At 67.8% G+C, this 24,347-nt stretch carries 22 protein-coding genes; 15 read left to right on the forward strand and 7 right to left on the reverse strand.

Going from position 1 to position 24,347, the window contains the following annotated elements:
* Positions 1-136 precede the first annotated feature (136 nt).
* From ON37_RS26190 to ON37_RS26225, 8 genes are all read left to right on the forward strand, one after another.
* Positions 137-805: a chymotrypsin family serine protease gene (locus ON37_RS26190; RefSeq protein ID WP_051032060.1), complete on the forward strand. Its 669-nt coding sequence runs from the start codon at positions 137-139 to the stop codon at positions 803-805.
* 164 nt (positions 806-969) lie between these two features.
* A complete protein-coding gene (locus ON37_RS26195) occupies positions 970-1,488 on the forward strand; it encodes a DUF6764 family protein (protein ID WP_040723027.1) in 519 nt (172 codons plus the stop codon).
* A gap of 149 nt (positions 1,489-1,637) precedes the next feature.
* A complete protein-coding gene (locus ON37_RS26200) occupies positions 1,638-2,804 on the forward strand; it encodes a serine hydrolase domain-containing protein (RefSeq protein WP_040723055.1) in 1,167 nt (388 codons plus the stop codon).
* Positions 2,805-2,866: 62 nt separating this feature from the next.
* A complete protein-coding gene (locus tag ON37_RS26205) occupies positions 2,867-4,267 on the forward strand; it encodes a cytochrome P450 (protein ID WP_051032061.1) in 1,401 nt (466 codons plus the stop codon).
* Positions 4,268-4,576: 309 nt separating this feature from the next.
* A complete protein-coding gene (locus tag ON37_RS26210; protein WP_051032062.1) occupies positions 4,577-5,503 on the forward strand; it encodes a L,D-transpeptidase in 927 nt (308 codons plus the stop codon).
* A 352-nt stretch (positions 5,504-5,855) separates the two neighbouring features.
* Positions 5,856-6,776: a carbohydrate ABC transporter permease gene (locus ON37_RS26215; protein WP_040723057.1), complete on the forward strand. Its 921-nt coding sequence runs from the start codon at positions 5,856-5,858 to the stop codon at positions 6,774-6,776.
* Positions 6,773-7,636 carry a carbohydrate ABC transporter permease gene (locus ON37_RS26220; RefSeq protein ID WP_040723030.1) on the forward strand — a complete coding sequence of 288 codons (864 nt, stop codon included), beginning with the start codon at positions 6,773-6,775 and terminating at the stop codon, positions 7,634-7,636. The genes ON37_RS26215 and ON37_RS26220 overlap by 4 nt, the downstream gene beginning before the upstream one ends.
* A gap of 18 nt (positions 7,637-7,654) precedes the next feature.
* Complete coding sequence (locus ON37_RS26225; protein ID WP_245553485.1) at positions 7,655-8,986, forward strand: ABC transporter substrate-binding protein; 1,332 nt, start codon at positions 7,655-7,657, stop codon at positions 8,984-8,986.
* Between the two features lie 6 nt (positions 8,987-8,992).
* On the opposite strand, the gene ON37_RS26230 is transcribed toward ON37_RS26225, so the two are convergent.
* Genes ON37_RS26230 through ON37_RS26240 form a run of 3 tightly spaced genes read right to left on the reverse strand, consistent with a single transcriptional unit; the run spans position 8,993 to position 12,272 of the window.
* The gene (locus tag ON37_RS26230; protein ID WP_373282090.1) at positions 8,993-10,981 is read right to left on the reverse strand and encodes a M13 family metallopeptidase; all 1,989 of its coding nucleotides are present in this window, start codon (positions 10,979-10,981) and stop codon (positions 8,993-8,995) included.
* A 51-nt stretch (positions 10,982-11,032) separates the two neighbouring features.
* Positions 11,033-11,413: a DUF397 domain-containing protein gene (locus ON37_RS26235; RefSeq protein ID WP_040723032.1), complete on the reverse strand. Its 381-nt coding sequence runs from the start codon at positions 11,411-11,413 to the stop codon at positions 11,033-11,035.
* A 10-nt stretch (positions 11,414-11,423) separates the two neighbouring features.
* The gene (locus ON37_RS26240) at positions 11,424-12,272 is read right to left on the reverse strand and encodes a DUF5753 domain-containing protein (RefSeq protein WP_040723033.1); all 849 of its coding nucleotides are present in this window, start codon (positions 12,270-12,272) and stop codon (positions 11,424-11,426) included.
* 116 nt (positions 12,273-12,388) lie between these two features.
* Here ON37_RS26240 and ON37_RS26245 point away from each other — a divergent pair, with 116 nt between their 5' ends.
* Complete coding sequence (locus ON37_RS26245; RefSeq protein ID WP_040723034.1) at positions 12,389-12,904, forward strand: hypothetical protein; 516 nt, start codon at positions 12,389-12,391, stop codon at positions 12,902-12,904.
* Positions 12,905-12,920: 16 nt separating this feature from the next.
* Here the strand turns inward: ON37_RS26245 and ON37_RS26250 are convergent, their stop codons facing one another.
* A complete protein-coding gene (locus ON37_RS26250) occupies positions 12,921-13,487 on the reverse strand; it encodes a DUF4190 domain-containing protein (RefSeq protein WP_040723035.1) in 567 nt (188 codons plus the stop codon).
* Between the two features lie 36 nt (positions 13,488-13,523).
* Positions 13,524-14,258: a pirin family protein gene (locus ON37_RS26255; protein WP_051032063.1), complete on the reverse strand. Its 735-nt coding sequence runs from the start codon at positions 14,256-14,258 to the stop codon at positions 13,524-13,526.
* 170 nt (positions 14,259-14,428) lie between these two features.
* Between ON37_RS26255 and ON37_RS26260 the strand changes: the two genes are divergently transcribed.
* Entirely contained in the window at positions 14,429-15,817 is a 1,389-nt protein-coding gene (locus ON37_RS26260) for an MFS transporter (protein WP_040723037.1), read from the forward strand.
* Here ON37_RS26260 and ON37_RS26265 read toward each other — a convergent pair.
* Positions 15,807-16,088 (reverse strand): hypothetical protein, encoded by a 282-nt coding sequence (locus ON37_RS26265; protein ID WP_157171592.1) that lies wholly within the window; start codon positions 16,086-16,088, stop codon positions 15,807-15,809. The two genes, ON37_RS26260 and ON37_RS26265, sit on opposite strands and share 11 nt — an antisense overlap.
* Positions 16,089-16,321: 233 nt before the next feature.
* Between ON37_RS26265 and ON37_RS26270 the strand changes: the two genes are divergently transcribed.
* Positions 16,322-17,968, forward strand: a complete 1,647-nt coding sequence (locus ON37_RS26270; RefSeq protein WP_051032068.1) for a glycoside hydrolase family 183 protein — start codon at positions 16,322-16,324, stop codon at positions 17,966-17,968.
* Between the two features lie 81 nt (positions 17,969-18,049).
* Complete coding sequence (locus ON37_RS26275; RefSeq protein ID WP_040723038.1) at positions 18,050-18,865, forward strand: hypothetical protein; 816 nt, start codon at positions 18,050-18,052, stop codon at positions 18,863-18,865.
* Between the two features lie 39 nt (positions 18,866-18,904).
* On the opposite strand, the gene ON37_RS26280 is transcribed toward ON37_RS26275, so the two are convergent.
* Positions 18,905-20,368 carry a CCA tRNA nucleotidyltransferase gene (locus ON37_RS26280; protein ID WP_168441209.1) on the reverse strand — a complete coding sequence of 488 codons (1,464 nt, stop codon included), beginning with the start codon at positions 20,366-20,368 and terminating at the stop codon, positions 18,905-18,907.
* A 167-nt stretch (positions 20,369-20,535) separates the two neighbouring features.
* Here ON37_RS26280 and ON37_RS26285 point away from each other — a divergent pair, with 167 nt between their 5' ends.
* From ON37_RS26285 to ON37_RS33150, 3 genes are read left to right on the forward strand one after another with little or no spacing between them, the layout of a single operon-like run.
* Positions 20,536-21,072: an NUDIX hydrolase gene (locus tag ON37_RS26285; RefSeq protein ID WP_040723039.1), complete on the forward strand. Its 537-nt coding sequence runs from the start codon at positions 20,536-20,538 to the stop codon at positions 21,070-21,072.
* Positions 21,069-23,651 carry a DUF6049 family protein gene (locus ON37_RS26290; protein WP_051032064.1) on the forward strand — a complete coding sequence of 861 codons (2,583 nt, stop codon included), beginning with the start codon at positions 21,069-21,071 and terminating at the stop codon, positions 23,649-23,651. Before ON37_RS26285 ends, ON37_RS26290 begins: the two co-directional genes overlap by 4 nt.
* Positions 23,648-23,785: a hypothetical protein gene (locus tag ON37_RS33150; RefSeq protein WP_157171593.1), complete on the forward strand. Its 138-nt coding sequence runs from the start codon at positions 23,648-23,650 to the stop codon at positions 23,783-23,785. The genes ON37_RS26290 and ON37_RS33150 overlap by 4 nt, the downstream gene beginning before the upstream one ends.
* Positions 23,786-24,347 lie beyond the last annotated feature (562 nt).

A 24,347-nucleotide genomic window follows, 5' to 3' on the forward strand; every position in this document is an offset into this window, starting at 1 on the left:
GCGCGCGCGTCACCTCGCAACCTTGGCATCGATCCAGCAAACTGCACCGGCATACCGGGCGCGCTCCGGGGGGATTACTGCAAGGATGTAGTACGACAAGGCTGATATCGTGCGGACTTCCGACGTCTGGAGGGAAATGTTCAACAAACTCGTCAGGGCGGCTCATGCCGCCTTCGCCGTAGCTCTGGGCGCGGCGCTACTGGGGACGGGCGCGGGAGTCGCGCAGGCCGATCCCGGGCCCGTGATCGGCGGCGGCTCCGGAATCATCATCGACAAGCAGTTCGAGTGCACCGTGACGACCATCGGACACGACGCCGGCGGCCGGCTGGTCGGCCTGACCGCGGGACATTGCGGTGAGGCGGGGTCGGAGGTCTGGTCCGAACAGGATCGCGGCGCCGGCGTGATCGGACATTTCGTCTACTCCAATCACGACCTCGACTACGCGGTCATCCAGTTCGATCCGGGCCGTGTCACTCCGGTCAACCACATCGGCAACGTGACGATCACCGGGCTCGGCGCGCCCGCGCAGTTCCCCAACATCGTGTGCAAGGAGGGCCGGACCACCGGCAACACCTGCGGCCTGGCCTGGGGCGATGTCTTCCAGACCGATGAGACCTGGACCCAGATGTGCGTGGTCGAGGGCGACTCCGGCGCCCCGGTCGTCATCGGTTCGACCCTGGTCGGCATGGTGAACGCCTATCTCGCGGTGGCCTGCTTCGGCCCCGAGGTCGGCACCAACATGACCGCCATCACCAATGACATGAACGTCCGCGGCGGCGCCGGGGCAGGCTTCGCCCCGATCTGATCGACGGATCCGAAACCCCTTGCGGCGGGCGGTGATTCGAGTGCCGAACTCGAGTCACCGCCCGCTTTCGGTGGGACGGGGGAACGAGCCGGCCCGGCGCGGATGGAGCCGGCCGGCGAGCGGTGCGGTTATGGTGAGGGTTGCCGGCCCGAAAGGAGCACACCGTGAAGGTTTGGGGCGTGATCATGTGTTCGGCCATCGCCGTCGGGGCCGCGGCGTGGTGCTCCGGCACCGCTTCGGCAACCAACGTGCACTGTGCTGCCGACCGGAACCGAGACATCACCATCATCGCCGGTAGCACCGCGTGCCGCGCCGCCGGCGACGATTCCGGACACGCCCGATCGGCCGGTATCGACGGCGTTGGCTATGCCAAGGCAACCGCGGGAGCGATCGCCCTCGGACTCGGCGCCTCCGGTGGGGTCGGAGCCAGCGAAGGAGCGGCCGGGCTGCCGGTCGCGGTCGGGATGGGCCCGGATGCCTTCGCCTTCACCTCGATTGCCCCCGAGGCGGTTCCGGGGCGCGTCGGCCTCTCGCTCGCGATGAACGGCTCACAGGCGCAAGTGATCACGAGTGAGCACACCACCATCTGCCTCGGTTCGGCGGCGCTGGCCTGGGATTCGCGCACGGGCGCGGCCTGCCTGGCGACCCCGATCGGGCTGTGGCGGATGCCCGCGGCCCGCTGACCTACCCTGGCGAGGGGAACGTCTACGCCGCGATGATGCGGCGGCAGGAGGTCGACAGGGTGGATTCGCCACGTTCGCAGCAGGCGGCCGAGACAGCCGCGGCGCAGGTCGCGCGCGCCGCCGACACCGGAGCCGACGATGCGCCGCAGATGATCATCGATCCACGATTCGTGCCGGTCGTCCATCGCTTCTTCCGGATGTTTCCGCGATCCAACCGGGGCGGCGGCGCCTTCGCGGTGTTCCTGCACGGCCGTCCGGTCGTCGACGTGTGGGCGGGTTGGTCGGCGCCCGACGAACGCTGGCAGTCCGACACCGTGGCGCTGAGCTTCTCCACCGGTAAGGGCGTCGCGACCACCGTGCTGCACCGGATCGCCGAGCGCGGTCTGATCGATTACGACGCCCCGGTCGCCGAGTACTGGCCGGAATTCGCGCAGAACGGCAAACAGGACATCACCGTGCGCGAGGTGCTCTCGCACCGCGCCGGCCTGCACAAGGTCCGCGGCCTGGCCGCCACCCCGGACGGCATTCTGGACTACGACGCGATGGTTACCGCACTGGCCGCGGCCGAGCCGGATCCCCGTCGATTGCAGTCGTCGGGATATCACGCCGTCACGTTCGGCTGGCTCGTCGCCGAGATCGTGCACCGGGTGACGGGTGAACCGTTCACCGAGGTGGTGCGACACGAGATCGCCGAACCGCTGCAGACCGAGGAATTCTGGTACCGGGTGCCCGAGTCCGAGCGGCACCGGATCGCCCGCACCTTCCCGCGGCTTCGGATTCCGGGCCTGCGCTGGGATACCGCGTCCAAGGTGATCGCGCGCAGCCGGGCGATGGGCGCGATCGCGGAGGCCGGGATGCCCGCCGGATTCGATGTGCTGATCGGTGATGCCCGGGTGTACGACGCGGTGATGCCCGGCTTCAACGGCGTGTTCTCCGCTCGCGCGCTGGCCCGGATGTACGGTGCGCTGGCCAACGAGGGCCGGGTCCTGCTGCCGGACGGTACCTGGAGCGAGCCGCTGCTGCGGCCGGAAACCATCGAAACCGTCAACCATGTGCAGCGCAGCGCGCATCGCGACTATGTGATCGGCGTGCCCGTTCCCTTCACCCTCGGTTATCACCGCCCGCCGATCGCCTCGCGACGACCGCTGCGGCGGGCCTTCGGCCATTACGGCGTGGGCGGTTCGGGTGCGTTCGCGGATCCCGAGTCGGGCATGTCGGTCGCCTTCGTCACCAACCGGCTGGGCAATTCGCTGAACACCATCGGCGATGGCCGGCTGGCCCGGCTGGCGGCGGAGGCACGCGCGGCCCTCGCCTGACGCGGCCGCAGCCGGATCGTTTCGGATCGAACCCGGCCCGGGGCTCACTCGTATTGCAGGGTATGCGCACGGCAACAGCAGACGGCGCCCACCCACCGCAGCCTTCCGGCGAACCGGTCGCACCCCGGCAGCCGAGGTGGGTCGCGGCTCACGCGGTGGCGGCCGGAATGGATTTCGATCGCTACTTCCGGCTGCGCCGGGCGCGCGACGGTGATCCGTTCGTGGTCCGTTTTCCGGGATTCGGCGCGGTATTGTTCACCGGGACACCCAGCGGCACAAAGGAATTACTTCGGGCGCCGATCGACATTCTGCATCCACCGCAACCGAATCCGATCGAACCACTTATCGGTTCCGCGTCGTTGATACTCGCTCGTGATCACCGACATCGCAATGACCGCACCCTGTTGACACCCGCATTTCATCGGTCCCGAATTGCGGAGTACGGCACGGTAATCCGGGACAGCACTCGGGACGAACTCGCCGGCGCGGGCGCGGGCCCGCCGTGGCGGCCGGGAGCGACGATCGATGCGCGGGTGGCGGCGCGCGCACTGACGCTGCGCGTGATCCTGACACTGATCTTCGGCACCGACGATCCGATCCGGCGGCCGGCCTACACCGCCGCGGTCGGCGACTTCCTCACCGCCTTCACCGGACCGCTGATGCTGGTTCCGGCACTGCGGCGCGGCGCATTCGGATATGCGCCCTGGGATCGGTTCCTGCGCGCCCGCTCCCGAGTGGACGCGTTGCTCGATGCCGAGATCGCCGCGCGCCGAGTCGCCGGCACACCGGGCAGCGGCGCGCTCGGTGTCCTGCTCACCGCGCGGTACGACGACGGCAGCGGTGTCGACGACGCCGACCTGCGGGAACAACTGCGCACCCTGCTGGTGGCCGGGCACGAGACGACGGCGACCAGTCTGGTGTGGGCACTGTTCCGGCTACATCGCCGACCGGACGCGCTGGCCCGGCTGCGCGCGGAGATCGATACCGCCGGCCCCGCCGCCGATCCCGAGGAGCTGGCGCGGTTGCCCTATCTGAACGCCGTCTGCCAGGAGACCCTGCGCCTGCATCCGCCCGTGCCGATCGTGCTGCGGCGGCTGACCGGGCCCTACACGCTGCGCGGTGTGCGGCTGGTCGAGGGAGACACGATGGGGATCGCGATTCCGTTGCTGCACTCGGATACCGGTTGCTGGGACGAGCCGGCCGCGTTCCGACCCGAGCGGTTCCTGGAGCGGCGCTACGGCCCCTTCGAGTTCGCGCCCTACGGCGGCGGGCACCGGCGCTGCCTCGGGGCAACCCTGGCGGAATACGAATTACGGATCGCGCTCGCCACCGTGGTCGGCACCGTCGAGTTGTCGCTGCTCGAGCGCTATCGTCGCGGCCGGATTCCGCGCTCGGTCCCGCACAACATCGCGACCGGCCCACATCGGGGGATCCGATTTCGAGTAGAGGAAATCCGCCACTAGTGAAGTGATTTGCCTCACAATGAGGTTTGCTGGGTATCGATTCGGCTCCGATGGCGCCACTCGGACCTCACCCCCGACTCGCCGATGCGAACGGGACTTTCGCCCCGTCACGACGGCACGCCGCCGGTGCAGTGACACATCACACATTCGGCGCGATCAGTTCATAACTGCCAGAACGCAATTGGCCGATGTCCGCACGAGATGTAGTAATGGAACCGGGCCGGGGCCTGATAGACCATTCGCGCCTCCGCGCGCAAACATTCCTGTGCGCCGTGGCGCGCGATCTAGGTTGGAGAGGACGAAACGGCTGTGCGCACCACCACCTGTCGGAAGCCCGTTCGGGACAAGACCAGCTTGCTGGCGCTCGCGGTGACTTCGCTCGCGGTGACCGCCGCCGGTGCGATCGCCATGGCGCCCGCCACCGCGGCGCCGCTGTGGCCCGGCGGACCCGATCTCCCCGGCGCCCCCGCCGTCGTGCAGGCGCCGCAGCCCGAACCCGGCGCGGCCCCGCTGCAGAACCCGCCGCCGTTGCCGCAGGCCAATTTCGCCCCGCCGAGCATCAGCCCCGGCGACGGCGACGTGGTCGGTGTCGCCCAGCCGATCATCATCAACTTCAAGGAGCCGGTGACCGATCACGCCGCGGCGGAGAAGGCCATCCGGATCACCTCCAGCAACGCCACCCACGGCCACTTCTACTGGCGCGGTGACAAGCAGGTGCGGTGGCGGCCGGAGGAGTTCTGGCCCGCCAACTCCGACATCACCGTCGAGGCCGGCGGCACCAAGGTGGCCTACAAGGTCGGCGACGCCGTCGTCGCGACCGCGGACGACGCCACCCACACGATCACGGTCACCCGCAACGGCGAGGTCATCAAGACCATGCCCACCTCGATGGGCAAGAAGGACCACGAAACCCCCAACGGCACCTACTACGTCGGGGAAAAGAACCGGAAGATGATCATGGACTCCTCCACCTACGGAGTTCCGATCACCGATCCGCAGGGCTACAAGCTCGAGGTCGAGTACGCGACCCGGCTGTCCAACAGCGGCATCTTCGTCCACGCCGCGCCGTGGTCGGTTGCTCAGCAGGGCGTGTCCGACTCCAGCCACGGCTGCCTGAACGTCAGCACCGAGGACGCCAAGTGGTTCTTCGAGAACGCCCAGAAGGGTGACCCGGTCGTGGTGACGAACTCGACCGGAACGCTCAGCGCCAGCGACGGCATGGGCGACTGGAGCTAGGCTCGCCCGCCTCTCCGGGACTTTTGCGGGCCGTGAGTGCCGCGAGATGTGGTTGTCGGGGCGGCGGTAAGTGGCTGCTGTGGTTTTGGGCGTGCCCGGTGAGTTACCCATGTGCTTGCGAAATCTGTTGATTCGTTGACGGTTTCGGGGGATCTCGCCGGGCATTGCTGTGTTCCGGGGGGGTGACGGGTCTGGGTGTTTTCGAAAACTCCGGCCTTCGGGGGTGCCACGCTTCTAGGATCTGGTCATGGCCGGGGTGTCCTCGAACGATCATCCGACGGCCGGTCGAGAGTTCAGGGGTTCGGTGCCGGGGGTTCTCCGGGTGTTCGCGCGGGGCGGGCAGACTGCGGGGGTGCGGAGCCGGGCGGAGCGAGTATTGCCGCAGAACCGGGGACGGCGGCGGCCGTGGGGGGATTACGGGCTGTTCCTGGTGCTGGTGGTGCCGAATCTGGTGTTGCTCGGGCTGTTCGTCTATCGGCCGCTGATCGACAACATCCGGCTCTCGTTCACCGACTGGAATCTCGCCGAACCGTTCGCGCATTTCATCGGCGGGCGCAACTACCGCGAATGGTGGGAACGCGACGACACCTGGCAGATCGTCGGCAATACCGTGATCTTCACCGTCTGCGCGGTCGGCGGCAGTATGGCCCTGGGATTGGCGCTCGCCCTGCTGCTGGATCGGAAACTGTTCGGTCGCAACGTCGTTCGCTCGGTGATCTTCGCGCCGTTCGTGATCTCCGGTGCGGCGATCGGGGTGGCGTTCCAATTCATCTTCGACCCCGGATTCGGCCTGGTACAGGACGTACTGCACCGCATCGGAATCAGGAATGTGCCGGATTTCTATCAGGATCCGCACTGGGCGCTGTTCATGGTGACGGTCACCTACATCTGGAAGAACCTCGGCTACGCCTTCGTCATCTATCTTGCCGCGCTGCAGGGAGTGCAGCGCGACCTGATGGAAGCGGCGGCGATCGACGGGGCCGGCCGCTGGGCCGCCTTCACCCGGGTGCTGCTGCCGCAGCTGCGGCCCACCACATTCTTCCTGTCGATAACCGTGATGCTGAATTCGCTGCAGGTCTTCGACATCATCAACGTGATGACCCGCGGCGGCCCGCTGGGTACCGGCACCACAACCATGGTCTACCAGGTCTACGAGGAGAGCTTCCGCAACTTCCGGGCCGGCTACGGTGCGACGGTCGCGACGATCATGTTCGTGGTCCTGCTGATCATCACGCTGGCCCAAGTCCGAGCGATGGATCGAGACGAACGATGAACACTCTCGTCGGAGTATCCGATCGCCGCCGGAAACGCCTGCTGGCCACCGTTTTCGGCTACGCGGCGATGGTCTGCGTACTGGTCGTGGTCGGCGTGCCGCTGTTCTGGATCCTGATCACCTCGTTCAAGGCCCGGCCGGACATCTACACCCAACCGGCGGTGTGGTGGCCGCACAGCTGGCATCCGGAGAACTACCACGAGGCCACCACGGCCCTGCCGTTCCGGACGTTCCTGCGCAATTCGCTGATCGTGACCGCCGTGGTCGCGGGGGTGAAATTCGGCCTCGGTGTGTTCAGTGCGTACGGATTGGTGTTTCTGCGCTTTCCGGGTAAGACGCTGATCTTCCTGGCGATCATCGCCGCCCTGATGGTGCCGAATCAGATCACGGTGATCTCCAACTACGCATTGATCGCGCAGCTCGGCTGGCGAAACACGCTGGTGGGCATCATCGTGCCGCTGTGCGGGGTGGCATTCGGAACCTTCCTGATGCGCAACCATTTTCTGTCCCTGCCCGCCTCGGTGATCGAGGCGGCGCGCATCGACGGAGCCAACTGGTGGCAGCTGCTGATCCGGGTGGTGCTGCCGATGTCCGGGCCGACGATGGTCGCATTCGCGGTGGTGACGCTGGTCAACGAATGGAACGAATACCTCTGGCCGTTCCTGATGGCCGACGACTCCGGGGTCGCGACCCTGCCGGTCGGATTGACGCTGTTGCAGAACACCGAGAACCCCAGCGTCACCAACTGGGGGCCCGTGATGGCCGGCACCCTGCTGACCATGCTGCCCATCCTGATCGTCTTCGTGGTCCTGCAGCGCCACATGATCAAGGGCCTGACCACCGGTGCCGTCAAAGGCTGACCCCCTCAGGAGCATGCCGTGTCCCCGACACCGTCGACCCCGCGCCCGCTGACCCGCCGCGGGTTCCTCACTGCCGCAACGGCTACCGCCGGGCTGGCGCTGTCCGCCTGTGCCGGAATGGGCGGTAGCACCGGAGTCGGTGGCGACCCGCACACCATCGTCTTCTGGTCCAACCATCCGGGCACCTCCAAGAACCAGGAAACCGAACTGATCAATAGGTTCCAGGCCCGGAACCCCGAACTCACCGTGAAATTGGTGGACGCGGGGCGCAATTACGAAGAGGTGGCACAGAAGTTCAACGCCGCGCTCACCGGTGGGGCGCTACCCGATGTGGTTGTGCTGTCGGATGTCTGGTGGTTCAACTACGCCCTGAACAAGGCCATCGAACCGCTCGACGAACATATCGCCGCCGCGCGCGTCCCGATGTCCGATTATGTCGACAGCTTCGTCGACGACTATCGCTTCGACGGCAAACTGTGGGCCCTCCCGTACGCCCGCTCGACGCAGATCTTCTGCTACAACCGCGGACTGTGGGCCCGCGCCGGACTACCCGATCGTGGCCCGCGGAGCTGGCAGGAATTCGACGAATGGGGGCCCGAACTGCAGCGCGCCATCGGCGCCGGGAAATGGGCGCACGGCTGGGGCGACGCCAAGAATTATCTGGCCTGGACCTTCCAGGGGCCGAACTGGACCTTCGGCGGCGCCTACTCCGACAACTGGACGCTGAAGTTCACCGACCCGCACACGCTCGCGGCCGGAAACTTCCTGCGCGACATGATCGTTCGTAAACGGTATGCGAGCATCCGGCCGCAGGTGGCCGTCGATTTCGGCACCGGGGTGGTGGGCTCGGCGATCACTTCCACCGGCGATATCAAGGGCATCGTGGCCAATGCCGCCGGCACATTGGATTTCGCGACCGCATTCCTGCCCCATCCGAACGGGCCCGGCTGCACCACTGGTGGCGCCGGCCTGGCGATCCCGTCCCGGATCTCCGATCAGCGCAAATCGAACGCGCTGCGCTTCATCGAATTCCTCACCAACCCGGCCAACACCGCGTACTTCTCGCAGGCCACCGGCTATATCCCGGTCCGCAAATCGGCGGTCTCGGATCCCTCCGAACAGCAATTTCTCACCGCCAACCGCAATTTCGCCACCGCCGTCGACCAGCTGCCGCTGACCCGGTCCCAGGACTACGCCCGGGTGTTCCTGCCCGGTGCCGATCAGATCATCGGCACCGGGCTGGAACAGATCGGACTACAGAATCGGGAGGTGAGCGCGGCCTTCGCCGATATCAACGACCGGCTGCAGACCATCTACGACCGGCAAATCGGCCCGAAACTACCGAAGTAGCACGGATTACCAGATCCGCACCCGCTCGGCCGGGGCCAGATACAAGCCGTCGCCCGGCTCGACGCCGAAGGCCTCGTGGAAGCTGTCCAGGTTGCGCACCACGCCGTTGCACCGGAACTCCGGCGGCGAATGCGGATCCACCGCGAGCCGGCGCAGGGCCTCCTCGTCCCGGGCCTTGGTCCGCCACACCTGAGCCCAGCCGAAGAACACTCGTTGCAGACCGGTCAATCCGTCGATCACCGGCGCCTCGGCACCGTCGAGCGCGATCTTGTAGGCCTCCAGAGCGATCGACAGCCCACCAAGATCACCGATGTTCTCGCCGATGGTGAATTCTCCGTTCACAGTGTGCCCGGGCAACGCCTTCGGCTCGAACTGGTTGTACTGGTCGATCAGCGCCTTCGTGCGCTTGCCGAATTCGGCCCGATCGGCGTCGGTCCACCAGTCGACCATATTGCCGTCGCCGTCGTACTTGCTGCCCTGATCGTCGAATCCGTGCCCGATCTCGTGCCCGATCACCGCGCCGATACCGCCGTAGTTGGCCGCGTCGTCGGCATTCATATCGAAGAACGGTGGCTGCAGAATCGCGGCCGGGAATACGATTTCGTTCATGCCCGGGTTGTAGTAGGCGTTCACCATCTGCGGGGTCATGAACCACTCACCGCGATCCACCGGTCCGCCGAGCTTGTTCAGATCCCGGTCGTGGTCGGCGGCGTATCCGCTGCGGTAGTTGCCCACCAGATCCGTGGCGTCGATCCGGACCGCCGAATAGTCGCGCCAGGTGTCGGGATAGCCGATCTTCGGGGTGAAGCGCTCCAGTTTGGCCAGCGCGGCCTGCCTGGTCTCCGGCCCCATCCAATCCAGCCGGCTGATGTTGCGGCGATAGGCTTCGATCAGATTCGCGACCAGCTCCTGCATCCGCTGCTTGGCCTCGGGCGGGAAATGCTCGGCGACATAGATTTTCGCCACCGCCTCACCGAGCAGATCCTGCACCAGCGAGACGCCCCGCTTCCAGCGCTCCCGATTCTCCTGCGCCCCGGTGAGGGTACGACCGTAGAAATCGAAATTCTCCTCCACCACCGCGGCGGTCAGATACGGCGCCCGCGCCCGCAGCACCCGCCAACTCGCCCAGGCCTGCCAATCCGCGAGCGATTCGGAGGCCCACAGCCGAGCGAAGGTGCGGGCGTAATCGGGTTGGCGGACAACGACTTCGGCGAACAGCTCGGGGCCGGAGGCGGGGACGCCCTCGGCCAGCGCCTCGGTCCAGGCGGACCAGTCGAATTCCGGATTCTCGGCGGCGAGATCGGCGAAAGTGGTGAGGTTGTAGCTCAATTCGGCATCGCGACGACGCACCACGTCCCAATGGCCGGCCGCGAGCTTGCGCTCCAGTTCGAAGACCCGCTGCGGGTCGAAATCGAGCGCGGCCAAATCGAACATCCGGCGCATGTGCTCGACGTACTTGGTCCGGATCTCGGCGTAATCGTCACTGCGATAATAGGATTCATCGGGCAGGCCGAGACCGGACTGGGTGAGGTTCACCAGGTAGCGCTGGGAATTCTTGTCGTCGGTGTCGACATAGGCGCCCACCGCGCCGCCGACGCCGGTGCGCTGGAGCCGGCCCAGCAGAGCGGCGAATTCCCCGCGATCGCGGACCTCGCGCACCGCGGCCAGCTCCGCGGCGATCGGCGTGAGCGCGGCGGCCTCGACGGCCTCCTCGTCCATGAAGCTGTTGTAGAGGTCGGCGATCTTGCGCGCCTCCTCCGGATCGGGCACCTCGGTCGCCGTCCCGGCGGCCAGTTCCTGGATGATCTTCTTCACATCCAGCTCGGCCTGGTCGTACAGGGTGCGGAAGGCACCGTCGACCGCGCGGTCGGCCGGGATCTCGTAGGTGTCCAGCCATTTGCCGTTGACGTGCGCGAACAGGTCGTCCTGCACCCGCACAGCATCATCGCGAAAGGTCAGATCGATACCCGAGGGAGTCGTCACGTCGGAAGTCACGATCTCCAGTATGCCGACGCCGACGGTTCGCCGCCGCCGGGTTTCCGCGCGCTAGGCCGTGGTCACCGGAAGGCGATCGAATTCGCCGTCTCGGGCCCCGGCCAGAAAGGCACACCACTCACCGGCGGTGAAGCGCAGTTCGGTGGTGGTGTGGCGCAACCGGACACCCCCGTCCGCTGCCGGAAGAACCCGCAACTCCGGCGTATCGGAGCCATTGCCGAGCGCCCGCAGGAACGCCATCCAGGTCTCGGCGTCGACGGTGACGATCGGCTCGTCCTCGGGGCGGCGCGTGGGATCACGACGATATTTGCTGTCGCGGATCAGCACCACGGCGTCTTCGAAGCGCACCTCGACACATTGATTGCCGTTGTTGGTACGCGTCGAGGTGAACCAGGGTGTGACCGCCGGCCGATACCTCGCGGGGGTGGGCATGGGCTGGAGTTTACACACCGAGATATTTCTCGATCAGCGCCAATGACTCTGTGCGAGTGAGGGATTGGTCGAGCGCACGCACATATGCGAACGCAAGATCGTGCACCTGATCCGGATCGTCGACCGGGCCGCCGAAGACCGCACTCTCGGCCCAGCCGAAGGTGGGCAGATGATCCGAGGCGAAATCGAGCAGATGGAAGCTCGCGCCGCCGAGGATCGCCCCGGCGGTGGCCGCGAACGGAATGACCCGGATGTCGATGTTGTCGCGGGTGTGCAGCAATCCGGCCAGATACTCCAGCTGGTCGCGCAACACCTGCTGACCCCCGATCTGCTGCAACAACGTCGCCTCACCGACGACAGCCGTCAGCTCGACCGGGTCCGGACCGTGCAGCCGCTGCCGACGGCGCATCCGCACCGCGACCAGCTGGTCCACCTGCGCCGGCCGAATCATCACATCGGCGCTGATCAGGGCGCGGGCATAGGCCTCGGTCTGCAGGATTCCGGGCACCACCAGGCTGTCGTAACTGCGAATACTGCGGGCGCCGTACTCCATGCCGTAATAGCGCTGCAGCTCCGGGCCGATCAGCCCCGAGCGCGCCCACCAGCCGCGCTCCCGACCGGCAGCGAGCAGGGCGAGTAGCTCGGCCCGCTCCTGTGGATCGACCTCGAGCAGCTCGAGCACCGGGCCGATCGAATGGGGGGTCAGCGCCCGACGGCCCTTCTCCACATGTGACCAGTTCGCCGGGGTGTAACCCACCGCTCGCGCGAACCCGGCCGAGTCGTAGCCGCGTTCTTCCCGCAGCCGACGTAGGCGACGAACCAATTCCCACCGAGCGACGACAGGCGAGGTAGGTGCCATGCGGGCCGATGCTACGCCCGCGCATTCGCCAGCGTGTGACTATTGTCATTTCAACTGCACGGCGATACGGTCTGTGCATCGGTGGCACTGCACTCGACGACGAGACGAGGTTCGCCATGAGTACGCCCGACCCGACGGCCGGCGCGATCGAACCGAATAGCACCGCCATCCCGAGAGCCGGGCGAGTCGTCGCCCGCGAGGCACTGGCCCGATGCCGCCGCTACCGCACCGAAAACGGGCTCTACGGAATCGTCGAACCGGTCATCGGACGGATTCTGCTCGAGGTCGGACCGGTCGGGGCGGTGACCGTGCCGGCGGCACTGGGCATTCCGATGCGGGAATATCTCACCGGCCGCGGCCATCGCGGCCCGATCATCGGACACCCGCGCTCCGGGCGCTGGACCTTTCTCACCGGGCACGTCGACGAATCGGCGTCCGATGCGGCGATCGCAACCGACATGTTCCACCGCTGTGCGGCGCTGGTCGCGCCGGGCACCACCATCGTGTTGCCCTCACCGGCCGACGAGCGCACCGGATACCGGGTGTGGATCGACTCGCCGCAGGGCGATTACCGGCCGGACCTGGCCGAGGTGCTCACCGCCACTCGCCAGTGCCGGCCGGTCGACTACTGATCGCCGCGACGACCGGCTACGAGGTCGGCCGCGGGCTCAAGGTCACGCTGTACTTGTTCTCCAGCGTCTGATTCCAATCGCGCTGGCACTGGTCGATCTTCGACTGATCCCCGTTGGCCTTGTTCACGCAGTCGAGGAAGTCCTTACCGCCATTGTTGACGAAGAAGTTCACCCCGATCACCGCGATCACGATGCCGGCGATCAGCCCGAGCAGGCCGAGGACGAGACCCGCGATCGCCATGCCGCCCCCCGCGGCCGTTCCGCGGCGCGCCTTGACCGTGGCGATGATGCCGAAGACGACCGCGATCAGGCCGAACAGAATGCCGCCCAGAATCGTCCAGCAACTGAGCAGGGCGATGATCCCCAACACCAGGGCGGTGATCGCCAGGCCCTTGCCCTTGGGCTCCTGCCAGGCGCCCTGGCCGGGCGGGCCCGGGTACTCGCCCGGCGGCGGGGGGGGATAGCCGCCCGGGTACTGGCCGGGCTGCTGCGGGTACTCGCCGGCCGGGCCGGGGTGCGCTCCGGGCTGCTGCGGATACGGCTCCGGCGGTGGATAGCTTCCGGGCGGTGGCTGGTCCGTCATGGCTGTCCTCTCCGATGGCGTCGGCGTCTGCCGACTCTATTGCCCGCCGAGCCGAGCGTGCATTTCCCACACCAGAACCTCGGCCGGAACTTCGGCGATGATCCGCTGGCCGCCGCTGCGAGTCATCCGCACCGCATCACCCTGGTAGAGCGTGCCCACACCCTCCAGATCCACCTCGCCGCGCGCGACGAAGACGTGCAGGTACGGCGCTTCCGGCAGCGTCACGACGGCGGGCACCTCGGCCATGCGGGCGACGTGCAGGGCGGAATGGCTGCTGCTGATGGCGATCGCCGTGCGATCGCGATATCGGGGCATTCCGGTGGCAACCGTGACCAGCCCGCCGCGAGCGAGTTCGTCGTCGATTTCGAGTTGCTGATATCCGGGGGTAATTCCGGGCTCGTCCGGAACCACCCACATCTGCACGAAATGCACCGGATCGGAATGCGGCGAGGTGCCGCCCTGCTCCGGGGGCAGCCGCCACGAATCATTCTTTTCCGAATGCAGAATTCCGGTTCCCGCACTCATTCGCTGCGCCAATCCCGGATAGATGACACCGGCATGTCCGAGTGAATCCTGATGCACCAGCGAGCCGTTCAGCACCCAGGTGACAATTTCCATATCCCGGTGCGGATGAGTGTCGAATCCCTCGCCCGGCAGGACGATGTCCTCGTTGTTCACCAGTAGCAGGCCGTGATGGGTGTTGTCGGGATCGTAGTGCTCGCCGAACGAGAACGAATGCTTCGAATCCAGCCATGCCACACGGGTTTTCATCCGATCGCCGGCGCGATGGACATCGATGTGGGGTGTCGCGAGTGTGGACAAGCGTGGTCCTCCTCTCGGGCTGGGAGTCGAGGCCGCCCGGTAGATTCTACCGTGGCGCCGCACCGGCCCCGCACTTTGCTCGATCCCGTTCGGCTGCTGGATCCGGAGGTGAACCGATAATGCGACCCGACGCGCAGCGGCGGGCCGCGATGGCCGCCGCCGTCCGCCGCCCCGGAATGCCCAGGCTGGCCCTGGTTCGTTTCGCCGGTCAGTTCGGCGACGGAATGTTCCAGGCCGCGTTGTCCGGGGCGATCCTGTTCAATCCCGAACGCGCCACCGATCCGTTGGCGATCGCCGGCGGATTCGCGGTATTGCTGCTGCCGTATTCGGTGATCGGCCCCTATGCCGGCGCACTGCTCGACCGCTGGGACCGACGGATGGTGCTGCTCGTCGCGAACGCGCTCCGAGCGGTGCTGATCCTGGTGACCGCGGTGGGACTGTGGGCCGGAATCGGCGATACCCCACTGCTGTTGCTCGCGCTGGCGGTGGTCGGGATCAGTCGATTCGTGCTGGCCGGGATATCCGCGGCGCTACCGCGCGTACTGGAGCAACGCTGGCTGGTGCCGATGAATTCGGTACTGGCCACTGTCGCGTCGGGCTGTGCCGGGGCGGGCGCCGCCGCGGCGGTCGCCGTCATCGGCGCGCTGGGGTCCGGCGACGCCGCGGGTGGCGTGGCGGTGGCTGCCAGTGCCGGTGGGTCGGCCGTGTCGGTGGTCGCCGCACTCGGATTCGCTCGGCACCGGCTGGGGCCGGAGCACCGGGCCGCATCCTCGGGGGCCCAGCCGGCAGCGGAGGCCGTCGGCGCCGAAACCGACGCCGCTCCTTCGGCCCGCGAGTCGGTCGCGGAATCCGTGCGCGCCGTGCTGACCGGACTGCGGACCGGTGCCCGAGCCGTTGCCGAATCGCGCGATTGCACCACGGCCATGATCGGTGTCGGGACCCATCGCATCGTGTTCGGCGCGAACACCCTGCTCATGGTGCTGGTACTGCGGCGCACGAACGAAAGCGGGGTCTCGGCCGCATCGGGACTGGTCGGCTTCGGCGTGGCGATCACCGCCGTCGCCGCCGGCATGCTCGCCGCCGCGGTGCTGACCCCGCTGCTGATTCCGCAATTGGGCCGCCCGCGCACGGTGGTCGTCGGGCTCTCGGCGGCGCTGCTGGTCCAGGCGACGCTCGTCCCGCCGATCACCATCGCCACCGGCGCGGCCGAACACCGCGCCCACCAACTGCTCCTGGTCGGCGCCTTTCTCCTCGGTCTGGCGGGACAGACGGTGAAGCTGACCGGTGACGCCACCCTGCAGATCGACGTGGACGACGCCCGGCGCGGGCAGGTGTTCGCGCTGCAGGACACGATCTTCAACATCACGTTCGTCGCCGCTATCGCGGCGACGGCCCTGGTGATCCCGGCCGACGGCCACGCGCCCGGCGTCGTGGCCGCGGGCGCCGGGCTGTATGCGGTGGGGATCGCGGCGATCGCGGTCAACAGTCGGCGGCCGGTCACTCGCTGACCGACCAGACCGGCTGATCCCAGGTGCCCAGGCCGTCGGAATCGGCGAAGAAGCGGTCCAGCACGCCGTCGTCGTCGAGGTCGAGGGCGGCGATCTCGGCGTCGCCGTCGCCGTCCCAGTCCCACAGCGCATCGTCGGCGCGGCCGTCCCCGTCGAAGTCGAGACGCACCGCATCCGGACTGCCGTCGCCGCGGAGATCCAGGTCGGCCCGGCTCGACCAGCGCTGTACGCCACCGTCTCCCGAGCCGAACAGGTAGTCGATATCGGTCATACCGCTACCGACGCACCCACCCGCCACGCGGTTCCCGGCCGGATCCACACGCACCCCGTGTTGTCGGTTAGATTGTTAGCCGCTGTGCTCGGTCCCAGCGAATGCGGTGACTGATCGTGCATTGTCACCAGCGGTGCGAGTGGTAGTCGAGGAGACCGGTGTTCGGGAACTACGCGGCGGGCGGACGATTCCGACTCGATACCGTCGCATCCGGAAGACGTTGCGCACCCGCGATTCTCGCGCCCGGCGTCGCGGGGCTGCTGCTGTTCGGCTGTCTGCTGCCCGCACCGGCGAGCGCCGACCTCGCACCCTGGGCCCCGCCGCCGAAGAACGCTTGCGGCGAAACGGGTTTCGACCCGCTGGCCCGCCAACCCGATCCGAATGCTCCACCGCCGCCGATACTTCCGCCGCGCATCGACATCCCGGTCCCGGTACCGGAGATCGTGCCGGTGCCGGTGCCCGGGCCGGCGCCGAACACCACCCGCATCACGCCGGCTCCGCTGCCACCGGACCCGTGCCGCAATCCGTGCCCGGACATCCGCGACACCCCGAAGCCACCGCCGGCCCCGGATCCGGCGGCACCCGCCGATCCGGCCCCGCCCCGTGAATCCACCCCGGGTTCGGGTTCCGCGTCCGGTTCGGGTTCAGGTTCCGACTCGGGCTCCGGCACCGGGTCGGGGATCGGGCCGGACTCGGGTTCGGGTACCGGTTCGGGCTCGAACTCCGGGCCCTTCAACCTGCCGAACATCAACATCAATCCGGAGCCGGAACCGATTCCGATCCCGATCCCCGGTGGCGAACCGCCCGCGCCGCAGACACCGCCGCCGCCGGTGGTCCATCCGGCCGCTCCCGGGCCGGTCGCCGCACCCCCGGCACCACGCCAGGTGGAGTCGGTGCGCCTGGTCAACCAGGTGACCGGCCACGGCTCGGTCAACCGCACCGATATGCGCTGGCAGGTGGACGGCACCGATCTCGGCATCATGTGGGAGACCGAACCCGGCAAGGTGGCCGTCGTCTTCGGCGACACCTTCGGCAAGGGCTGGCAGTACGGGGTGGTCGGTGGTCCGGACTGGCGATCGAATGTGCTCGGGTTCAGCACCGAACGCGATCTGTCGAAGGGACTGATCATCGACGACATGGTGCAGGACAGTCGCTGCCACGCGGCCGAACTGCTGAACAGTCGCAAGATCAAGAATTTCGAGACCACCGTCATTCCGACCTCGGGTTTCGCACTCGGCAAGCGTCAATATATGAGCTACATGTCGGTGCGCCGCTGGAGCACGATCCCCGGCATGTGGTGGACCAACGACGGTGGCCTCGCCTATTCCGACGACGGCGGCAGCACCTGGGTGAAAGACCGATACGCCAAGTGGGACAACATGTTCGGCATCGACCGCTTCCAGGTCGCGACCATGGTGCCGCACGGCGACTACGTGTACATGTTCGGCACCCCGAACGGGCGGATCGGCGTGATCGGCCTGGCCCGCGTGCCGAAGCAGGAAGTGCTCAACAAATCCGCCTACCAGTACTGGGTGAACGGAACCTGGGCGCCGGCCCAGGAGAATCTGGCGACGCCGGTGGTGCCGGGTATCGCCGGTGAGGTCTCGGTGCGCTACGACGAATCGAGCGGGCAGTGGCAGATGGTGTATCTGGACCCGGCCCGGCACGCGATCGTGCTGCGCACCGCCACCGAACCCCAGGGCACCTGGACCGACGGTGCGGTCCTGGCAGATACGAACGACTATCCCAAGGCCTACGGCGGTTTCATCCACCCATGGTCGACCGGTAAGGATCTGTACTTCACGATGTCGGCGTGGGACAGCTACAACGTGTATCTCATGCACGCCTCGCTCGACGACCCCGAACCCGCAGATCCCTGAGCCGCAGACCTGGACCGGGCGCGGAAATGTCATCCACACCACCGCGCGCATTCACCGGCGGCCAGTAATCTCGAACCAGTCATGGCCACCTATTTCGATCCCAAGTCCTGGTCACCGCTGCGCGCGGTGGACCTGGGCAAGCGGCTGTTCGACGCGGAACTGCTGGATCAGTGGGTGGCCTTCACCACCGCCTGGCTCGATCCGGTCGCCGATCTGGGTTCCGGCACGGTCACCGCGCTCATGCCCGATGTGCTGATGACGCTGCTCAGCGAGGGGATACTCAGCCGCTTCGGCGGCCAGGAGGTCACCGCCACCCTGCTCGGACACGATCTGACGGCGATCCTGCACACCCTCAAAGTGCGCCGGCGCGGTGCTCATTTCCAGACCAAGACGGTACTGACCGACCTGCGCTGGAACGGTCACCCCATCGAGGAAATGGCGGTGATCGCCCACGGGGTGCGACTGATTCCGGGCGTACCGACCAAGCTGCGCGCCGCCGGACTGGATGTGACCGGCACCGTGACCACCGCGGCACTGGTGGAGTGGCTCAACGAGAAACGGCTGAACTGGCGGTTCGAGGTTCATCCCAGCGGGTTGATCAGCGCCCGCCATCGCTCGCGCCGCTTCCAGGCGCTGGTGGACGCCACCATCAGCGACAACCTGGTGACCATCGCGGTGCATCAGGCCGCCTGGGCCGGAATGCGCGTCCCGCGGCGATGGGTGACGGTCGCGCCGGTGACGCTGGCCGACCTGCCCAACGACGTGCGGATCGCGCGGGCCGACCGGCAGGGGGACCGGGTGCATTTCCGGATCGAACTGCCGGAGATCGTCGGCTCGTTCGATCTGGGTCAGATCCGGTCGGCGATCGTCGCCGGAACCACCCTGATCGTGTTCTGAGCCGAGATCGGGTGCCGAGCCGAGCGCTCGAGTTCGGACCTACCGCCCGCCGGCGTTCCACCACTCCAGCAGCGCGGCCTCCGCTTCGTCCCGGGTCAGCGGCCCCCGATCCAGGCGTAGTTCCTTGAGGTAGCGCCACGCGCGACCCACCTGCGGACCGGGCTCCAGACCGAGCAGCTCCATGATCGCGTTGCCGTCCAGATCCGGCCGCACCCGCTGCAGATCCTCCTCTTCCTGCAGGCGTTTGATGCGGGCTTCCAGATCGTCGTAGGTCGAGCGCAGCAGTGCGGCGCGGCGCTTGTTGCGGGTGGTGCAGTCGGCGCGAACCAGCTTGTGCAGCCGCGGCAGTAGCTCCCCGGCGTCGGTGACGTAGCGGCGGACCGCCGAGTCGGTCCACTGGCCCTTTCCGTATCCGTGGAAGCGCAGGTGCAGGTAGACCAGTCGCGCCACGTCCTCGGTGAACTGCTTCGGATACTTCAAGGCGCGCATGCGTTTTCGCACCATCTTCGCGCCGACCACCTCGTGGTGGTGGAAACTGACGCCACCGCCGGGCTCGTTGCGTTTGGTCGGCGGCTTACCGATGTCGTGCAGCAGCGCCGCCCACCGCAGCACCAGGTCCGGATCGCCCTGCTCCTGATCGATGGCCTGGCGCAGCACGGTCAGCGAATGCTGGTACACGTCCTTGTGCTGATGGTGTTCGTCGATCTCCAGCTTCATCGCGGGGACCTCGGGCAGCACTCGCTCGGCCAGCCCGGTCTCGCACATGATGTCGATGCCCTCGGTGGGATGTTCACCGGCGATCAGTTTGTCCAGTTCTGTGCGCACCCGCTCCGCGGTGATCCGACGGATCTCGTCGGCCATCAGCGCGATCGCCACCCGCACCCGCGGCGCCACCTCGAATCCGAGCTGGGAGACGAACCGCGCGGCGCGCAGCATCCGCAGCGGGTCGTCGTTGAACGAATCCTCCGGCGCCGCAGGGGTATCCAGCACGCCGTCCAGCAGAGCCGTCATACCGTCGAGGGGATCGACGAACTCCAGTTCGCCGGCGCCGCCGATCCGGACGGCCATCGCGTTCACGGTGAAATCGCGCCGGATCAGATCCCCGTCGAGACTGTCGCCGAACGTCACCTCGGGATTGCGCGAGATGCGGTCGTAGCTGTCACTGCGGAAGGTGGTGATCTCCAGCTGCCGGCCCGACTTCGACGCGCTCACCGTGCCGAAGGCCAAACCGCCGGTGTCCCAGAGATTGTCGGCCCAGCCGCGCAGAATCTCCAGCACCACCTCCGGCCGCGCGTCGGTGGTGAAATCCAGATCGGTGCCGAGCCGGCCCAGTACCGCATCGCGCACGCTGCCACCGACCAGGTACAGCTCGTGGCCCCGGGCCGCGAACAGGCCACCGAGCGGCGTCAGCACATCGGAGAGCCTGCCCAGCGTGATCGCCGCGGCGGCCAGCAGTCGGGTCCGGCGATCATCGGCGGGGTCGGACACGGAACTTCCTTCCATTCGGGTGCCGTCCTCCACTTCTGCGTCAACGGACTTCGGCGAAACCACGGACACGCAGCTTAGTTGGTGTGCGCGCACCTCGATCCGGCGAGGACCCGCCGGGCGAGCGGGACGACTCGGCATCCGACACGTTCAGTGCATCGATCCGGCGCGGCTAGACTGACGCAGTGTCTCCGGCCGATCGCGCGAACAGTCGACGCCGCCAGCCCCGGCGCCGCGGTTCGGCCGGTAATGCGGCGAAACCCCGCATGCGCACCGTACGGGAGACCTCGGCCGGCGGCTTGGTGGTCGACGGGCTGGACGGGCCGCCCGAGCAGCGGTGCGCCGCCCTGATCGGCCGCACCGACCGGCGCGGCCGGCTGCTGTGGTCGCTTCCGAAGGGACATATCGAAGAGGGAGAGACGGCCGAGCAGACCGCCGTGCGAGAGGTCGCCGAGGAAACCGGAATCAACGGGCGGGTGGTCGCGGAGCTGGGCAGTATCGACTATTGGTTCGTCACCGAAGGCCGTCGGGTACACAAGACCGTGCACCATTACTTGATGCGGTCGTTGGGGGGTGAGCTCTCCGATGCCGACGTCGAGGTCACCAAGGTGGCCTGGGTGCCGTTGAGCGAACTCGATTCCCGGCTCGCCTACGCCGACGAACGGCGTCTGGCCGAAGTCGCGAATCGGCTGATCGATCGGATGGAGAGCGGCAGACAATGACGCGTGCGGGTGGCAGTCGGCACCGCTGGGTGCTACTGCTCGTCTCGCTGGCGCTCGCCGTATTGAGCGTGCCGTCGGCCGGAGCGGGCAATGCGCAACCCTCGAGTTCGGGAGGTTCGACCGCTGCGCCGAAATTCCTGAAATTGACCCTCGACTCGGTATCGCCGAGCACGATCACCACCACGAGTGATTCGGTCCTCGCGCTGACCGGCACGGTCACCAATATCGGGGATCGCGTGGTGGACGACGTCAGTGTGCGGGTGCAGCGCGGACCAGCGATCACCGAACCGAGTGAACTGCGCTCGACCTTGCGCCAGGACCAGTCGAATTTCCAGTTCAGCGGGCCGTTCCAGGACGTGGCCGACCAGCTGGGCCCGGGTCAGCGCAAACAGTTCACCCTGCGGATCGGGGTGCGCGAGGGGATGTCCAACACCGCCGCGACGCCCCCCGTCACGGCCTCGCTCGGGATCACCGAGCCCGGGGTGTATCCGCTGCTGCTGAACGTGAACGGCGAACCCGCCTACGGCAACCAAGCTCACCTCGACGACGCGCGTTTCCTGCTGCCCGTCCTCGGCCTGCCCGCCCTGCCCAACACCTCGGATGCGGCGAACTCGGAAGCCCCGGCGGCGGGTAGCCAGCCGATTCCGGCGGCGCCGCAACCGCCGATCCCCACCACGATGCTGTGGCCCCTGGCCGATCGCCCGCGGCTGGTCGCCGGCATCCCCGGCTCGGTGGACGGTAAGGCGCTGCTCACCGATGACGAACTCGCGGGCGAGCTCGCGGCGGGCGGACGGCTGGATCAGTTGCTGTCGGCACTGGAATCGGCGTTGCGTCCCGACCCGTCCCGGGATTCGGCGCGGTCCGGGCAGGGCCTGGCCGGATCGCTGTGCCTGGCCATCGATCCCGACCTGCTGCTCACCGTCTCGAAGATGACCGCGGGCTATCGGGTCCTGGCCAGCCCCTCCGATCCCGACGGCCCGACGCGCGAGGGAACCGGTCCACAGGCAGCGCGAACCTGGCTGGATCGGCTGCGGGCGCTGGCCCCCTCGATGTGCACGGTGGCGCTGCCGTTCGCGCAGGTGGACCCGACCGCGCTGGCCGGCGTCCACGATCCGGATCTCACCGCGCGCGCGCTCACCGCTCCCGCCGACATCGTGGATTCGCTTCTCGCCGTGAAATCCGTGCGCGGGGTGAGCCTGCCGGCGACCGGTGCGATCGGATCCGACGCCGCGACAATGCTGACCGAACGCGGCTTCACCACGGCGGTGCTGGCCGACAATGCCGTCACCGAGGGCGAAACCGTCAGTACCGCAACGGGTTCGACGCGCGGCGACGCCACGGTCCGGAGCACGGCATCGGTGTCCGCCGATATCCGTCCCGCCGCGCCCGAGATGGTGCGGCTGCCGGCGGCGGCACCCGCGAAACCGGAACCCGCGCCCGCACCGCCACCCGAGAGCGGGCTGAAGGTCGCCACCTTCGACATGTGGTCGGCGACCGCGCTGGCCGCGGTCGGATCGAATCCGCCGACCCCGTCGTTCACGCCGGAACGGGTGCGATACGCCGTCACCAACGATTCCCGCACCGCACGACTGCAGGACGCCCTGGGCGCACTGTCCTGGCCGGCACTCAACGCGACCGAGACTCGTCCGCGGGCCACCCTGCTCATGCCGCCACAACAATGGGGCGCGGACCGCGACGAGGCCGGGGCACTGCTGTCACAACTGGAACTGCTGTATCGCAGCGGCCTGGCGACCCCGCGTTCGTTCACCGACCTCCTGGCCCAGCCGGCCGATCCGCGGCCCTACGAGCTGGACTATTCGGGTGCCGCGGCCGCGCAGGCGGTGCCCGAGCAGTTCATCACCCCGGTGGGGCAACAGGAACGACGCATCGACGACCTGATGCGCGCGCTGGTCGAGATTCCGCAGCAGGAGCCGACACCGCGGACCTTCCTGACCCCGTTGCGCGACGATCTGATCCGGGTGCTGACCGTCTCGGACCGCACCGGAGCCGACTCCCAGGCGGATACGGTCGCCCAGCGACGCCTCGATCAGACCACCCGAACCATGGACGGACTGTTCGGCTCGGTGAGCGTGCTGCCGCCGGGCGGGGTGTACACCCTGGCCTCCGAACAGAGCCCCCTACTGCTGGTCGCACGCAACGACCTGCCGGTCGCGATCCGGATTCGGTTCAAGATCGGCGCACCGTCCGAGACGAATATCACCGATATCGGTGAACAGCAGCTTCCGGCCGAGGGCACGCGCTCGTTCCAGATTCCGACCAAGGTGAGCGACAGCCGTAACCTGGTCATTCCGATTTCTCTTACCACACCCGACGGAGTGCCTCTCGGCAACGCCACCTCGGTTTCGGTACGTTCGAACGCTTACGGTCAAGCGTTGGCGATAATTACCGCATGTGCCGGTGCACTGCTGTTCCTGCTCGCCGGTCGCCGCCTCTGGCGCCGCTTCCGGGGACAGCCCGATCCGGCCGACAAGGGTTTGGACCCGGGGAAGCGACGCAGGCTCAACAGCTACCTGCGCGCCCGCAAACGAGTAGAGCAGGAAGAAGAGGAGGCACTGTGAGCGACAAACGGGAAGCGGCTCGCTGTGCCGACCGGGTGCGGGTGTTCCGTACCGCCTCGAGCACCGTGAGCGACAATCGCGGTGCGGCTCGCTACGCCCGCCGAATGTCCAGCAGTAGACCGGAGGCGCGGTGACGGAGTACGACGATTCCGTCGTGCCCGGTCCGGCCGACGACGAGCAGCTACCGCGACGCGCACCCGCCGCGCCGTGGGAGCGCGGGCCGCGCCGACTCGGCCCCGATCCTTCGATGCCGCCGTCGGCGCCTATGGAGGCGACCCGCAACGGGGTGCCGCCGAAGCGGTTGCCGCCGAACCCGACCCGCCCGGCCGACGCCGTCGATCCACGCACACCGTTGAGCGGTCCGATTCCGCAGGTTCCGCCCGCCGGCCCGGCGCAAGGACCGAACGGACGCCGTCCGGTTCCGCAGAATCCACCGCGCCGCCAGGCACCGCCCAGCGCGCCGATCCACCAGACCCCGCCTGGTGCCGCACCCCGACCGGTTCCGCCGAACGGCCCGACGCGTTCGGGTCCACCGAATCCGCCGCGCCGCCAGAGCCCGCCGAGCGCGCCGCTGCGGCAGACGCCTCCGGCGGCACGCCAACAGCCGCCGCCTCCGCAACCGCCGATCATTCCGCGCCGGCAGGCACCGCCGAGCGGCCCGGTCCGTCAGGTCCCGCCGCCGGATCGTCCCGGCGG

This window comes from Nocardia veterana NBRC 100344 (genome assembly GCF_000308855.1).
Taxonomy (GTDB): Bacteria; Actinomycetota; Actinomycetes; order Mycobacteriales; family Mycobacteriaceae; genus Nocardia; species Nocardia veterana.

Coding starts and splice junctions, on each gene's coding strand:
- ON37_RS26265 (WP_157171592.1), bottom strand. CDS start 16,088: ATGACCGATATCGACTACCTGTTCGGCTCGGGAGACGGTGGCGTACAG.
- ON37_RS26235 (WP_040723032.1), bottom strand. CDS start 11,413: ATGCCCACCCCCGCGAGGTATCGGCCGGCGGTCACACCCTGGTTCACC.
- ON37_RS26260 (WP_040723037.1), top strand. CDS start 14,429: ATGCGACCCGACGCGCAGCGGCGGGCCGCGATGGCCGCCGCCGTCCGC.
- ON37_RS26290 (WP_051032064.1), top strand. CDS start 21,069: ATGACGCGTGCGGGTGGCAGTCGGCACCGCTGGGTGCTACTGCTCGTC.
- ON37_RS26190 (WP_051032060.1), top strand. CDS start 137: ATGTTCAACAAACTCGTCAGGGCGGCTCATGCCGCCTTCGCCGTAGCT.
- ON37_RS26275 (WP_040723038.1), top strand. CDS start 18,050: ATGGCCACCTATTTCGATCCCAAGTCCTGGTCACCGCTGCGCGCGGTG.
- ON37_RS26255 (WP_051032063.1), bottom strand. CDS start 14,258: ATGAAAACCCGTGTGGCATGGCTGGATTCGAAGCATTCGTTCTCGTTC.
- ON37_RS26200 (WP_040723055.1), top strand. CDS start 1,638: ATGATCATCGATCCACGATTCGTGCCGGTCGTCCATCGCTTCTTCCGG.
- ON37_RS26220 (WP_040723030.1), top strand. CDS start 6,773: ATGAACACTCTCGTCGGAGTATCCGATCGCCGCCGGAAACGCCTGCTG.
- ON37_RS26245 (WP_040723034.1), top strand. CDS start 12,389: ATGAGTACGCCCGACCCGACGGCCGGCGCGATCGAACCGAATAGCACC.
- ON37_RS26250 (WP_040723035.1), bottom strand. CDS start 13,487: ATGACGGACCAGCCACCGCCCGGAAGCTATCCACCGCCGGAGCCGTAT.
- ON37_RS26280 (WP_168441209.1), bottom strand. CDS start 20,368: ATGGAAGGAAGTTCCGTGTCCGACCCCGCCGATGATCGCCGGACCCGA.
- ON37_RS26240 (WP_040723033.1), bottom strand. CDS start 12,272: ATGGCACCTACCTCGCCTGTCGTCGCTCGGTGGGAATTGGTTCGTCGC.
- ON37_RS26205 (WP_051032061.1), top strand. CDS start 2,867: ATGCGCACGGCAACAGCAGACGGCGCCCACCCACCGCAGCCTTCCGGC.